The following is a 13,906-nucleotide window of genomic DNA, read 5'->3' on the forward strand; positions in this document are numbered from 1 at the left end:
GTCAATGAACTTTGGGCTTGCAACTGGATGACTGGCGATCGTTACACTGGATACAAGTCACCTTCCCTCAAATCACCTTACTTCTTATGCAGACATGCTTGTTTCTACTCCATTAGCTTTGAGGAATTCTCAATCAGCCGCGTCAAGCTCTAATTTTCTGAGAAGTCTGATACGCGCGACAGTAATCTTTGCAGAATGTGTTCTGAATTATAAGACAAAGTTACAACTGCTCCGATGTTGCTTCAGAAAAATTTACACTCTTTGCGACGCTCGCAAGAAAGCCACTAACCAAACAATTCCTGTAACGGAATAGAAAATCGCGATCGATCCTCTCCACTAGCCGATCGAGCATAAGTCGCTTGATTGCGAATCGCTAAAATTTGCTCTTCATCGCGCAGCATCGACGGCGTAAACTGATAGCGCTGTTGTCGGAGGTCGTTCAAAGTCACTTTCAATTCATCCGGCTGTTTCCCTTGTACCCGATCGCGATAATATATCTCCTCAGCACATTTTCTCACGGCATTGCCTATTTCTGCAGGCGTACAAAGCCTGTACTCTCTCAATAAAATCCGCCACTCATCATCCGTCCAAGGCGAAATACAAGCATTGCGGAACTCAGGAAAATATTTTTTGAGATGAAGATTAAAAATTTCATACATGGCCCCTTCGTGAGGCAAATCCACAAAGAAAATATCATCAAAGCGACGAATTAATTCCGGTGGTAACATCCCCAAACGGTTAACCGTCGCCACGATATAAATTGGGTATTGATGCTCTTGCATCCACGTTAAAAGCTTCCCGGATAAACGCCTAGAAACTCCGCCATCTGCATTGGAATCCCATCCTGCAAAACCTTTATCAAAATCATCCCAATAGAGAATTGTAGGACTTAAAGCCTGAGTCAGTTCCAGCAATTCGCGCAAAGCTAAATCTGGTCTGGAAGAACCGACAATCGAACCCCAATCAGCCGCCAACAGCGGTACTCCCATCTTCTTAGCCGCAAGTTTAGCACTCAGACTTTTGCCCGTACCCGGCGGCCCCCAAAGAATCATTCCTTTGGGAAATTTGAGTCCGTATTTCTCTGCTTCTGGACTCAACAACGAAGCCACCTTTGACAGCGACTCGTCTAGCAAGTCTAAACCACCTGCATCCGGCACATCTGCCTCGGCAATAAACTCTAGGCCTCGCCCCCGTAGCTTATTAACCTTATGGTCGAGTACCAACCGCGCCATTTCCTCTACAGTCGAAGCAAAAGCTAGCGATCGCTCTAAAATTAACTCGATCTCACCTTGGGGCAACCCCTGGCAAGCTCGAACCAAACCAGCTTGCAACACCTCGTTACTTTTGTCGCCAAGCCCAGGATGGCGATCGCAAAACAACTCCACCACCTTTTGCGCTGCAACTCGGGACGGTAATGGAGTCGTCAGTACGGGAATCAAAGGCTGCAAGTTCACCGGCAGTTGTATGTAGTTTTCCAGCATCACCCAAAACTGAGGAGCGGCAGACCAAGATGAGTGATAGTAAGCATTTGCCAATTGAAACCCCAGACGCGAACTCACCTGACCCGATTCGTCAAAATCTAGCACTCCTTCGAGAATGTAAATTCCCTTTCTCCTACTTTCTAATAGGAACTGAAGCACGTCAGAATCTGGGCGCAAGTCACTATTTTGTAATATACACTCACCCTCTCCACTCACAATTTCTTGCAAGCAACTGTACCCTGAGTTCCAAAAGAAAACAGGCAAATGCAGCTCCTGCCCCCAATTGTGGAACTGTGCTAACACTCTGATTCGGTCAGGCGTGTAATACTCCAGCCCGACAATCTTAATGCCTCTTTGGGCCAAAGCGAGCCAGTCATTAATGGTACGCATAAATTCCACGGTAAGAAATATTCAAAGGTACTTTTCTCATTGATAGGCTACGGTCGAGCGTTGCCATCAGCCAATAGTTCTACAGCAGCCAAACCTCCTTTTAATTCTTAGGAATTATTTACCTAATTTCCTCAATATACATAATTATGTATTTCGGCTACTCAAAAAAAGATACACCGAAATATTACAGAAATTTATTTCACAGGAAAAACTATTAATTATTATTAATGATAATAAAAAAAACTAATTATAAATTTGATGAAATTTGAGAGCGCCTAACGGCGCTGTTAGCCGTGAAGTAGTTTAATTAAATCAAACTTTATGGCTACAACAACAGCTAAAAACCATAACTCTCGCCCATCCAATGGAGCGGTGACTTTGAATGGCAAAAGCAATGGTGCTGCTAAGTCAAAGAGCCCAGCGACAGCTACCCAATCGCAGGTCAGTCGCCGTTCGACACTCACTGTAGAAGAGCAAGCAGACGCACTTCTAGACCGCGTGCGAACTACCATTCTGAAAAAGTTTGGAGTCAAAATTCAACTGCGCGAAAAACGTCTCCAAACTAAGGTAGGTCACGCTACCAAAGAAAAACTTGGTTTGGATATTGCTGGTCAGTTGAAAAAACGCGGCAAAACGATGAACTGGCAGCGTTGGAATAATGAAGTGTTTCCAGCTTTATTCGGTCAACCTGATGCACTGCGCCACGATATTGAAGTCATTGCTCTTGTGATGGCCAAACTGTACGACGTTTTCGAGGTTGACGCGCAAGAAGCAATTAAAGGTCTTGTCAAATTCAATCAAGAATCGCTGGCTAAACGCAATAGCTATAACAAGCAGGATGAATCCGATGATGAAGATGATGATGACTTAGAAGATGAACTTGATGCTGATGAAGATGAGGAAACAGATGAATCCGAAGAAGACTTGGACGAAGACAGCGAAGATGATTTCGATACCGAGGAAGAAGATGAGGAAGATGATGCTGATGAAGATGAGGACGAAGACGAAGATTTAGAATAATCTTTCACCCTCGCTCAAATTTTACAGCTTCCTTCACCGTCGCTCTTGTTGAATATGTAAAACTCTGCTCTACCTAAAAACGGTAAAGTAGAGTTTTTTATTTTATTCATATTATGAGTATTTTAATCAAATTTCAGCTTTCAGGGAAATATTTAAAGTATTAATTACTTTCAAGTTATAGCCTTTCTCAGAAAGATGAGGTACAATAACAGCAGTGTGTAAACCAGTTAAAAATATCTGATGATGTAACTTGACTGAACGCCCACTCTATGGCTTTGGCTAATTCTTGATAATTAGTAGTCTTGATAGAACGGAGAATAATTTTAAGCTTTGACCAGAGATTCTCAATTGGTGAGAAATCTGGTGAATAAGGAGATAAGTATATTAATTTTGCCCCTTTTTTTTTGACCGCTTTTTTCACTTCTTCTCCCAAGTGAATGGGACAATTATCCATAACTACACAAGCACCTTTCCATAGTTTTGGCACAAGTTTTCTGATAATAAAAGCTTCAAATGTAATTGCATCAGTTGGGCCTATTAGATTAACCGATGTCAAAATTTCCTTGACTGACATTGCTCCAATTATTGAGACATTTTTGCCACGTTTAGTTGGTTTTGGCCCCCGGGCTCTTTGACCTTTCAAAGCTCTAGCATATAACCTAACCATTGCTAAATTAACTCCAGATTCGTCAATGAATATTAAGTCTTTCAAACTAATTTTTTTTATTTTTTGCCAGAACTCACATCGCAGGAGTTGAACTCGATCGGTGCCTTTGTCCGAGGGGAAGAGAGTTTTTTTTTGACAGTAATATCTAAGAGTTTTATCCTTCTTGCTATTGTCGCTCTACTAACGGAAAATCCAATTTTCCCATAAAGTAAATAACGAAGTTCTTCAAGAGTAGCATCATTGTTTGATTCAATCAATTCCCCCAATATGAGTAGTTGCTCTGCATTCAGTTTGCCTTTGACTCCACATCGGTGAGTTCGGGGACTAATGTTTTTTGTTTCACGATATTGTTTAAGCAATTTTTGTACAAAGCTGAGGGCTACAGAAAAACGTTTAGCTATTGCTTTTTGTGAAATCGGTTCAGTATGATAAGTATCAAGGATTTTTTGTCTAAAATCAATCGAATAAGTTTTCATTTTTAACAATGTATGAAGAGGAGTACAAGTAAACGTGTTGTGAGTCAACTTCTTCGTGCTGTCAGAAAAATGCTATTATGTGTGCTATCGCTTTCGGGTGGCTTGACTGAACCATATAATTATAGTTCATTCGATGTGTGTTCTCTGTTTGACCCTCATGAATGAGTGTCAGTAACATCATACCTCATCTTTATGAGAAAGGCTATAATTAGTTTTAAATACAGTTATTAATATTTTATTTGAAAGTTAAGCCCAATAATTAAACTTAAAGAGGCAGCGATGGCTGCTGTGTATATGAACAAACTTGAATTCAGGAAAATTGAGAAATGAGAGTCACTGAAAAAGTTCAAAAGACTAATGCAACCCATACCGCTAAAGCTCATAAGACTCAAATAAAAGCCCTCGACAAGTGCATTAGTTACAACGATAAACTTCGCCTAATGGTACTAGAAGTTTTGAGAGAAGAATCAGGTCGGGAACTGGCAAGTGTTGCTCGCTTTAACGGTGGCGAATTTGATTGGGAAACACATAATGCCCAATTTCGCGCTGACTACAGTGAAACACCTTTAAAGGAATTGATGCGTGCTGGTCGCATCCTATACGGATTGACCGACATGGATGCAATCCGCGATCGCCGCGCCAAGCATCGGGGCATTCGCAATCAACGGCTCGCCCGTCAGAGCAGCGGAGTTGCTTCAAGCTCACAAAGTGTACATGAAGAAGTGGATGTTGCTGACGACGACATCGATGATTTGGATTGAGCCGCTTGAGTAACTAAGAATGTCAATGCCCGTTCAGGGCAGCTTCCCTACTCCTCATTCTAGGAGTGGGGAAGCTTATTGCCACCCACCCACCCACCCTTTGATTGAGAGCTATTTTATTTTGTTAGAACTATATTTGACCTGGATGTGAATTTTAAGGGGCTAAAAAAGGAGGAAAAAAGAGGAGAAAACAGCACATTTATTACTCATTACACCTTCTATTTCCTACTTTTAGCCTCGTAATGAGTATAACTACTCATCATTTTTTGTAAAGAATTGTTGCTTTTAACGCGATTTTTTGTATTTTAGACCCTTCTAAATCCTCCTAAATCCTCCTAAATCCTCGTAATATGTAGGGTAGTCGCATAGCAAGCCATGTCAAATAGACGTAAGAGGGGAATAAAAATGAGCAATTTATGGTTTTTATGGTTTTTGTAAGACTACGATAGGAATTGTTGAAAGTTGAAGTTAGCGATCGCACACTCTGCTCTGATGATGCCTGAAGCTTTGCGATCACCATTCACCCCTAAGCCGGGATACAGACGTTAACATCACACTTATGGCACTGTGCTAAGGGGACTTAAACAAAATTTAAGCCCAAACAAGCCCAAATTGGCTTTAGATGCAGCAAATACGTCATGATGAACTGTTAGCTATATGTGCAAAGCACACGCTACGCGAACAAAAAGTCGAAAAAACATAGCTGTTCTAAAGGCTTCTAAATAATGATGCATTTTAAATTTTCACCAAAAATTCTGCAAAGGCTGGGAGAAGAACTTGTTCCGAATCCAGACCAAGGAATCATCGAATTGGTTAAGAACTCTTATGATGCCGATGCTACCGAATGCACAGTAGAACTTATCAATACTAGCGCCATAGGTGGCTCGATTATCATTTCAGATAACGGTTTTGGTATGGATAAAAATGCCATTAGCGAGGGATGGCTGGTGCTAGGTCGCTCGAAAAAAGCTATCCGTGAAGTTACCAAATTAGGTCGCTTACCTGTAGGAAATAAAGGATTAGGTAGATTAGCTGCTCTACAGCAAGGTTCTCAAGTAATCTTGAAAACTAGACCTGAAGATGAGCCAAGAGTTGAATATTCTTTAACGATTAATTGGAATGATTTTAAGGACGCTGATGTAGTAGAAGATGTTCCTTTTAATGTCCAAAAAAGTAGCACGGATAAACGGCATGGGACTGACATTATAGTAAGCAATCTTAAAAAAATATTCACTAAACGCGATATCCAAAGACTAGCTAGGGAACTTTTACTGCTAGCAGATCCATTTAATAATCAGGCTGGTTTCCGTCTTCAACTTATTGCTTCAGAATTTTCTGAAATTGAAAAACAAGTCAATAATGCTTATTTTGATGATGCTGAATATCATTTAAAAGCTTATATAAATGAAAGTGGTATTGCAGAAGCAAGTTTACTAGACTGGCAGGGAAAAGTAAGGGTTCATGCAGAACATAGTAAACTTTCTCAAGTAAATTCTCAAGAACCTTACAAAACACCCCCAACAGAATTTGAATTGTGGGTATTTTTACTAAATCCTCAAAGCTTTTCAGCTAAAAATTCTTCTGTGTCTACCACACAAGTTAGAGAATGGCTTGCTCAAGCTGGAAATGTTCGTCTATACCACCGTGGGCTGCGGGTAAAACCCTATGGTGATCAAGACGATGATTGGTTGAAATTAAATTATGCAAGATCTAGAAATCCAGAGGTACGTCCTTCTACAAAAACAGTTATTGGTAGAGTGATTGTCCAAGACTCTGAAGATATGTTACTTCAAAAAACGGATAGACTTGGTTTTATTGAAAATGAAGCATTTTTAGAGTTAAAACGCTTTGCAATTGATGTATTAGAATGGATGGCTAAAGAAAGGCTTAAGGTTACTGAAACGCAAAGAGAAAGGGTTAAGAAACAAGTTCCTCATGATATTACAGAAGCTAAAGCAAGAATCGAAGAAGTTATTGAAGCAGAAGTTCCTCAAGAATCTCGCCCTAAAGTCCTAGGGGCTGTTCAGCAATATGAAATTGTAACAGAGCGTGAAACAAAGGTATTGCGTGAAGACCTTCTGCTTTATCGTAGTTTGGCTACAGCAGGAACAACAGCAGCAGTTTTTGCTCATGAATCTGGCAAACCAGTAACATTAATTGAAAAAATAGCGAGGAGAATAGAAAATAAGGGTCGAGAAAGTCTAAAGGAGAAATACCAAGAATTTTTAGAAGACCCTGTTTCAAAGCTTTATAAAGTAAGTCAGTCATTACTACGGTTCTCAAATTTTCCACTGCATTTTTTAAAACGAGAAAAACGCCGTTCAAGTGTTGTAGATATTCACAGCGTAATTGATGATATTATTGAAATCTTTCAACCTTTTTTTGATGACGGTAATATTCAAGTTCAAAAAATTAAGATTGATGGTAAACCTTGTATTTATGGAAGTATTGCTCTTCTAGAGTCCATTATTATAAACCTTTTGACAAATAGCATCAACGCTTTTAATGTGGATGGCGGATGTAATGAAGGACGCAAAATAATTATATCTACTGAAACTGGAGGAGGTTATGTGAAGCTCAAAGTTTTAGATAATGGACTTGGTATCCGTGATATAAAAATAGATGAAATATGGTTGCCTGGGAGAACTACTAGACCCGGTGGTACAGGTTTGGGATTGACAATTGTTAAAGATTCTGTATCTGATCTTGGAGGAATGGTAAAAGCAATTCCAAAAGGTGAATTAGGTGGGGCAGAATTTATTGTAGAATTACCAATTAGTAGATAATAAGAGTTTTATGGCAATAACAAAAGTTTTAAAGAATAAAATAATAGCTGTAGTTGACGATGATAAAATGTTAGCAGAAACAACTGCCTGGGATGTAATAGAAGCTGGTTATGAGCCATTTTTATTGTTCGATGGAAATTTTACAGATGTTAATGCAATGGTATCTTTTATTCTTAGCAACAATGCTGTAGGTGCTGTGTGTGACCATCGATTAAGTAATTCTGGACTGGCTAATTTTGATGGAGCAAAATTGGTAGCAGCTTTATATGATATAAAATTTCCATCCCTGCTTGTAACTCAGTTTACAGAGATGGATACATCTTTTTCGATTAGAAAATGTAGAAATAAAATACCTGTACTACTAAGTCGAGAAGAAACCAATGCTTCAAGTATTGCTAAGGGAATAGAAATTTGTACCTCAGAACTTTGTGGTAAAATACCGAGTACCAGAAAAACTCGTAGAACGATAGTTAGTATTACTAATATTGCTCAAGAATCTGGTGAAACTGTTGTAGATGCTTTTGTTCCCAGTTGGAATCCCCATAAGGCAGTTCGTTTTCCAGCTATTCTTGTTCCTGAACATTTAAGGGATTCACTAAAGCCTAATGTATGTTTATTTGCTCATGTAAACACAGGAGCAGAAAAATCTGATGACCTGTATTTTGAAAAATTTGAATTAGCGCCTGAACCAGATGAAGATGATGAACTTGCCTGAATTGATTATTTTAGATGTTGGACATGGAAATTGTACGTTAATCAGAGATGCAAATGATTTAATCGTTATTGACTGTCCACCTGGGGGTACGTTGGCAGAGACTCTTGAAAATCTATCTATTAAAGAAATTTTACATATCCTCATTTCCCATTCTGATGCAGATCATATTGGAGGTATAATTGACTTACTTTCAAATAAAGATATCAAAATTCACAACGTACATCTAAACCCTGATGCAATTAAGGAAAGTAATATTTGGCGAGTTTTACGCATTGCTTTAAAAGACGCACGCCAACGGGGAACTAAAGTTTCATCAGAATTGACAACAACAAAAACTGGGAGTTTAAACATTGGTTCAGTTAATATCGAAGTCCTTGCACCAACACCTGAATTAATTTTAGGTGGTGCTGGAGGAACAGATTTACAGGGACGGAGATTAACGTCTAACTCAATATCAGCAGTTATCGGCATAGTTCACGATTCTCACCGAGTCGCTATACTAGCAGCAGATATTGACAATGTAGGATTTGACAATCTGATTCAAGACCCAAAAAGTTTTAGTGCTGACATACTTATTTTTCCTCATCATGGTGGAAGATCCGGTGGTGGAGATAGCAAAACATTTGCCCAGCAAGTTTGTAGTTTCATACAACCAAAACTAATCATATTCTCAATTGATCGTAATCGCTTTAGCAATAATCCCCGTGCAGAAATAATAGAAGGATTGCGTTCTTCTGTGCCAGATGCTCATATTTTATGCACCCAATTATCTCAACAATGTGCTGCTAGTGTTCCTAGTTCAAAGCCTACACATTTAAATATTCTTCCTGCTAGAGGATTTATTAGTAATAGTTGTTGCGGAGGAACTATTGTTATCAAAATAGATGGTAGCAGGACGACTTATCCTGAGATTACTTTACATAAAGAATTTGTTAATCAAGTAACTAGCCCAATATGTCGAAAGTTTTGACTCTTCATTTCAGTGCTGAAAACTACTTTGACTATCTGATTCCGATCGCTCCCAATCCCTACTCCTCCCCTCTATCCTATCTAGCTCATCTGCCACCACAGCCCAAAAATCAATATCTTCAGAGGAAATCCCCTGAGCTAAAACCAAATCTTCTCCACGAACCTTGATTAACTCCCCTCGGACAGAAACAGTCAGAGAAGACACCGAAACCCCCTCCGACTCTCCCACGATTAGATCGTACAAATCTCCTACCCGAACGCGAGTGTACTCATCATTCTCTTCCACGCGATCGCGTGCATAATTGATTAAATACTCAAAAGCTCTTTGAGCCGTTGGCAGAATAGACTCAGCCATTTTTACCTGCTGAATATCCATTGTGGCTGCTGGCGGTACTGAATCAGCATTCAAATCGCCTGCTGCCGGGTTCAGAATTATCGGCTTTAACCAGTTACCCAAATCCTCAGAGTTTTCTTTAACAGTTGCACCCAAAACCTCTGCATCGCCATAAGATAAAGCGCTTTGCACTTCACCCTCTAAAGTAATCCGCAGCACAATGTGACTGTCTCGATCTGAAATCACCCTAATTGCTTCACCCTCCTCTAAAAATGCTGTCCAATCTTCTATAACCTTGCATTTCCCCAGCTTCAACTGTTGATAGCCATCTAATAAAGTCCTAGATAGCAAATTCTCTAGCTCGAAGCGCTCTTCCTCTACCAGCTTTACTACCTCTTCTGTAAACTGTTCTCGGACTCCCTCTTCACTTTCATTCTGGTCTTTCAACATAGCCAAATTGCTTAAAGCAAGAGGTACGATTAGTTCGCTAGAATCAGAGTGATCGCTCTTTAAATCTTGCTCCTGTATTTCAGTATCTAAAGCCCCCGCTTCTGTCGATCGCGAATCAGCGTCATCGCCCTCTGCTTCACTACCCAGCGTCCCAACTTGATTGTCACCATCTGCTTGCGAAAGCCAAACCAGCAAATTTTGTTTTGGTTGCCCATCTTGCCTATTTGAAGAGGATAATCCTTTAAGCTCAAGAACTCGGCGCTCCCAATCTTTGTTTAATTCGATGAAATTGGCTGCATTAGTTTTTACCAGACTGATTTGAGCATAGGCATATTTCTCACCTGCCAAGGAGAGGGCAAAATCAATAGCAGCGAGGCAGCCGTGATAGAAATCTTGAGTCTCGCCGATGCAGATGCAATCTTTTATAACAAGTTCGCAATCGGTTTGTCTTCCAATTTGTCTGAGTTGAGAAATGGAGCTAGCCGGCAACCTACAAATGGATAGCTTACAATCGCCTTCTACTGAACTCGAACTTAGAGGTTGGTGGGGTAAGTTATCTTCTCCATCATTGATAAAAGTTGCTATTTTAGCTTCTAAAAGGCTAAGCGTTTGTACTCCGCTTTCTTCGTCTATTAATTTAACTGCCCGATCCAATCCTGCAAGTAATCCCTGGTAAAAATCTTGGGTTTCTCCAGCTATTGCTCGATCAGTTGCTATCTTCTCAAAAAAAGCCAGCCCTATTTGTTTTAGCCTCAAAATATACTCAGGGGAAAATCTCTGTATGGTGTCTAAAAACATAAGTATTCCGCCATCTAAAAGCGCATCGATCTTTTAGCAATCAACCTATCATGCGCTCTTGTCGCTTTCGATACGTCTGGAGTTGTAACTAACTTTAGTTCTCAAGGCATAGAACATTGAACCAGTAATTGTTTTATCAAAAAGTATTGTTCCGAAAAAAAGCCGTCGAACAAACGCTTTTTGCTTATTGCTATAACTAGCTGGAATTACAAGAAACAACAGCCACTCGGATGATAGTTTTTACATTTGGATCGCATTTTAATAGTCCGCAAGATTAATATTGCCGATGACTTTTGAGGTGGGAAATTAGGAAGGACGGCGGATTGAGTTTACAGCCTTTAGCTTTTAGCTTAAATCAGTAACTTTTACTGTTAATCGGAGAACGCCGTTCCCATGCAATTTAACCATCAACAGAGTTCTCGACAGCCTATACCCGCCGATCCCCTGCGGCATAGCAGGAGGCACATACTAGCATCCATCCTATTACTACTGGACAGCGATCGCACTTTTGCCGACTGGTCTCTCCCCCAACTGCCCCACGTATCAGGGTTTACCTACAAAGGAAATCGCTTTTTGGTAGCAACTCACAAAGAGGCTGAGCAGATAGTTTGGGGGTGGCTCGAGGATAATTTATGGGCAGTAACCAATACTGATGAAGATATGGACTTGCTGCTCCAGCACTTGCAAATTTCCCCATCTCTAGTTGAAGCATTTAATGGACAAGCTGCTATCAATTACCTTCGGACAGTTCATCCTAGAAAATTTTGCAAGCTTCTGTCTCCTGCCATAGCCAATCCCACCCAGTTTGTGCAAGCTCTGTTTGAGAACCGCAGCAGACCGGGACTGGTTAAACGCGCCATTTGTGAGTCAGCCCAGTTCTCGCCTTTGGCTTGGACAGAAGTAGAACGGGCTGGATATCTCATTTACTGCATTGTTAATCAACCAGAGGTACTTCCTGGCTCGCTTAAACTAACAATCAACTATCCTTATCCCTACAAGTCAATGAAAGAGCGAGCTTAGAAGAATTTAGCGTCACCTGCCAACATTTATACCTGACCGCATTGCCGTTGTCTTTTACAGCAACGGCATGGTCACTGTTGCCAATTGCCTTTGGGAGTGGGAAAAAATAAAAAAATTCCTAATGCGCCTTCAGAGATATCACCGTGATATGAGAGTATAACTATAGTTTTTTTACAAAACGGTCTGGGGATAGTGACGGTTCATACCTAAAGTACAGACATCCCCAAACTTCAACAAGAGTGCAAATATGCTTACAGTTTTAACCGCCGCCTCCTTTTGCACGCAAGAGTGGAACTATGGTGGCACGCTACCGGAGGGCAATTCATGACAAAGATCATCTCGCTGTTCAACCAAGCCGGCGGTGTGGGGAAAACCACGATCGCGCTCAATCTCGGCTACCACCTCTCTAAGCGAGGCCACAAGGTTCTTCTTATCGATATCGATCCTCAAGGTTCTCTGACACTTTTCATGGGGATTGACTCTCAAAATTTGGATAAAACTGTGTTTGATGCCATTGTCAATGAGGAGCCTATGTCCATCCACACGGGCATTCACGGTATGGATTTGGCTCCTACCAACATCAACCTCAGCGCGGCTGAAATTCAACTGGTTAACATGGATTTTCGGGAAGTTCGCCTCAAAGATGCGATCGCCCCAATTCAAAACAACTACGACTTCATCCTCATAGATTGCCCTCCCAGTTTAGGGTTGCTCAGCTACATCAGCCTGGTAGCCGCTACTCACGTCTTAGTCCCCGTTGAGACTCACTACAAAGCCTTTGAGGGCACCAACCTCCTGTTGCAAACAGTAGCGAGAATCAGAAAGAAAGGAAACCGCTCTTTGCAGATAGCTGGTTTTGTTCCCTCCCGCTATGCTGCTGCCAACTCTCAGGACAAGCGGACTCTCAAGGCTATCAGCGAACAGTTTACGACCTTCGGCCCCGTTTACACTCCCATCCCGCGCATAACTGCTTTTGCGGATGCTTCCGAGAAACAAGTCCCGCTTGCTGTTTACGAACCTAAAAATCCCGTTGTCAAAATATTAGACCAGCTAGCAGCCAAGATGGAGAAACTCAATGTCAAGTAAGAATGACCAGCCCTATAAAGGTAAGGCAAATTTGAGCGTTTTGTTTGGAGATGATGAGGTAGCAGAACCAACGGCAGAAAAACTGCTCTCGATTGAGTCGATCAAGCTTCCATCTTCTCAACCTCGCCGATACTTCGACTCCCAAGCGATGCAGGCTTTGGTTGAGTCAGTAAAAACTGATGGAATTCTCCAACCTTTATTAGTCCGTCCTTTGGGAGAGGATAAATACGAGTTAGTAGCAGGCGAAAGGCGGTATAGAGCTGCTATAGAATTAAGATTAACAGAAGTCCCTGCGATCATTCGGGACTTGACACAACAGCAAGCTCTGCGCGTCGCATTAGTTGAGAACCTGCAGCGGGAAGACCTCAACCCAGTCGAAGAAACTGAGGGTATCTTGCAACTGCTCTCCCATCACCTCGAATACGATCTAGAAGAGGTGGTGCGGCTGCTCTACCGGATGCAAAATGACGTACAGAGGATGAATGATAACGTTATCATTCATCATGAAATGCAAATAGTAGTCAAGGTTTTTAGCGAATTGGGGCGGATGTCATGGGAGTCTTTCGTCAGCAACAGGCTGGGACTGCTGAAGCTGCCGACAGACATTCAAGAATCCCTGCGCCAGGGTCAGATCGAATACACCAAGGCGCGAGCGATCGCCAAAGTTAAAAACGAGCAGGCAAGAAAGTCGCTTCTAGAATCGGCGATCTCTCTTAGTCTATCTTTAACTCAGATTAAAGAGCGCATCGCCGATTTAAAGGCAGGTACTTCGGGAGAAGAACCGGAAGAAAATCTCAAAAGCCAAATAAAGGGAGCTTTAACAAAAGCGAACAAGTCCAAAGCTTGGAGCGATCCAAAGAAGCAGAAGCGCCTCCAAAAAATCCTAACAGAGCTAGAATCCGTCTTAGCAGATTAGAAAAAAGCTTAGCAATACTGGAGGGAACAACTTAGGA

The 13,906-nt window shown here is 41.2% G+C and carries 11 protein-coding genes; 8 read left to right on the forward strand and 3 right to left on the reverse strand.

Going from position 1 to position 13,906, the window contains the following annotated elements; genetic code table 11:
- Positions 1 to 284 precede the first annotated feature (284 nt).
- Positions 285 to 1,871: an AAA family ATPase gene (locus tag QUA56_RS27075; RefSeq protein WP_333364165.1), complete on the reverse strand. Its 1,587-nt coding sequence runs from the start codon at positions 1,869 to 1,871 to the stop codon at positions 285 to 287.
- A gap of 321 nt (positions 1,872 to 2,192) precedes the next feature.
- On the opposite strand from QUA56_RS27075, the gene QUA56_RS27080 reads away from it, so the two are divergent.
- On the forward strand, positions 2,193 to 2,891 hold the full coding sequence (locus QUA56_RS27080) for a hypothetical protein (RefSeq protein ID WP_333364169.1): 699 nt from the start codon (positions 2,193 to 2,195) through the stop codon (positions 2,889 to 2,891).
- Positions 2,892 to 3,078: 187 nt separating this feature from the next.
- Here the strand turns inward: QUA56_RS27080 and QUA56_RS27085 are convergent.
- Positions 3,079 to 4,034, reverse strand: a protein-coding gene (locus QUA56_RS27085; protein WP_333364172.1) for an IS630 family transposase whose coding sequence is annotated in 2 segments (ribosomal slippage) — positions 3,079 to 3,719 and positions 3,719 to 4,034 — 957 coding nt in all. Because the reading frame shifts where the segments join, the coding sequence is not laid out codon by codon here.
- A gap of 326 nt (positions 4,035 to 4,360) precedes the next feature.
- On the opposite strand from QUA56_RS27085, the gene QUA56_RS27090 reads away from it, so the two are divergent.
- The 4 genes from QUA56_RS27090 (at position 4,361) to QUA56_RS27105 (ending at position 9,266) form a co-directional block, all read left to right on the forward strand.
- On the forward strand, positions 4,361 to 4,795 hold the full coding sequence (locus QUA56_RS27090) for an aminoacyl-histidine dipeptidase (protein WP_333048787.1): 435 nt from the start codon (positions 4,361 to 4,363) through the stop codon (positions 4,793 to 4,795).
- A 725-nt stretch (positions 4,796 to 5,520) separates the two neighbouring features.
- Positions 5,521 to 7,581, forward strand: a complete 2,061-nt coding sequence (locus tag QUA56_RS27095) for a sensor histidine kinase (RefSeq protein WP_333364174.1) — start codon at positions 5,521 to 5,523, stop codon at positions 7,579 to 7,581.
- 10 nt (positions 7,582 to 7,591) lie between these two features.
- A complete protein-coding gene (locus QUA56_RS27100) occupies positions 7,592 to 8,296 on the forward strand; it encodes a hypothetical protein (protein ID WP_333364177.1) in 705 nt (234 codons plus the stop codon).
- Complete coding sequence (locus QUA56_RS27105) at positions 8,280 to 9,266, forward strand: ComEC/Rec2 family competence protein (protein WP_333364180.1); 987 nt, start codon at positions 8,280 to 8,282, stop codon at positions 9,264 to 9,266. Before QUA56_RS27100 ends, QUA56_RS27105 begins: the two co-directional genes overlap by 17 nt.
- A gap of 9 nt (positions 9,267 to 9,275) precedes the next feature.
- Here QUA56_RS27105 and QUA56_RS27110 read toward each other — a convergent pair whose 3' ends face one another.
- Entirely contained in the window at positions 9,276 to 10,847 is a 1,572-nt protein-coding gene (locus QUA56_RS27110) for a hypothetical protein (protein WP_333364183.1), read from the reverse strand.
- A gap of 393 nt (positions 10,848 to 11,240) precedes the next feature.
- Here QUA56_RS27110 and QUA56_RS27115 point away from each other — a divergent pair, with 393 nt between their 5' ends.
- The 3 genes from QUA56_RS27115 (at position 11,241) to QUA56_RS27125 (ending at position 13,869) form a co-directional block, all read left to right on the forward strand.
- On the forward strand, positions 11,241 to 11,867 hold the full coding sequence (locus tag QUA56_RS27115; RefSeq protein ID WP_333364186.1) for a hypothetical protein: 627 nt from the start codon (positions 11,241 to 11,243) through the stop codon (positions 11,865 to 11,867).
- Positions 11,868 to 12,191: 324 nt separating this feature from the next.
- Positions 12,192 to 12,953 (forward strand): ParA family protein, encoded by a 762-nt coding sequence (locus QUA56_RS27120; RefSeq protein ID WP_333364189.1) that lies wholly within the window; start codon positions 12,192 to 12,194, stop codon positions 12,951 to 12,953.
- The gene (locus QUA56_RS27125; RefSeq protein ID WP_333364192.1) at positions 12,943 to 13,869 is read left to right on the forward strand and encodes a ParB/RepB/Spo0J family partition protein; all 927 of its coding nucleotides are present in this window, start codon (positions 12,943 to 12,945) and stop codon (positions 13,867 to 13,869) included. The genes QUA56_RS27120 and QUA56_RS27125 overlap by 11 nt, the downstream gene beginning before the upstream one ends.
- Positions 13,870 to 13,906 lie beyond the last annotated feature (37 nt).

It is taken from the genome of Microcoleus sp. N3A4, assembly GCF_036701805.1.
In the GTDB taxonomy this organism is placed as follows: domain Bacteria; phylum Cyanobacteriota; class Cyanobacteriia; order Cyanobacteriales; family Microcoleaceae; genus Microcoleus.

Bases quoted from the DNA above. Each gene is read 5' to 3' on its own strand.
- QUA56_RS27075 (WP_333364165.1), bottom strand. From the start codon at position 1,871: ATGCGTACCATTAATGACTGGCTCGCTTTGGCCCAAAGAGGCATTAAG.
- QUA56_RS27080 (WP_333364169.1), top strand. From the start codon at position 2,193: ATGGCTACAACAACAGCTAAAAACCATAACTCTCGCCCATCCAATGGA.
- QUA56_RS27090 (WP_333048787.1), top strand. From the start codon at position 4,361: ATGAGAGTCACTGAAAAAGTTCAAAAGACTAATGCAACCCATACCGCT.
- QUA56_RS27095 (WP_333364174.1), top strand. From the start codon at position 5,521: ATGATGCATTTTAAATTTTCACCAAAAATTCTGCAAAGGCTGGGAGAA.
- QUA56_RS27100 (WP_333364177.1), top strand. From the start codon at position 7,592: ATGGCAATAACAAAAGTTTTAAAGAATAAAATAATAGCTGTAGTTGAC.
- QUA56_RS27105 (WP_333364180.1), top strand. From the start codon at position 8,280: ATGATGAACTTGCCTGAATTGATTATTTTAGATGTTGGACATGGAAAT.
- QUA56_RS27110 (WP_333364183.1), bottom strand. From the start codon at position 10,847: ATGTTTTTAGACACCATACAGAGATTTTCCCCTGAGTATATTTTGAGG.
- QUA56_RS27115 (WP_333364186.1), top strand. From the start codon at position 11,241: ATGCAATTTAACCATCAACAGAGTTCTCGACAGCCTATACCCGCCGAT.
- QUA56_RS27120 (WP_333364189.1), top strand. From the start codon at position 12,192: ATGACAAAGATCATCTCGCTGTTCAACCAAGCCGGCGGTGTGGGGAAA.
- QUA56_RS27125 (WP_333364192.1), top strand. From the start codon at position 12,943: ATGTCAAGTAAGAATGACCAGCCCTATAAAGGTAAGGCAAATTTGAGC.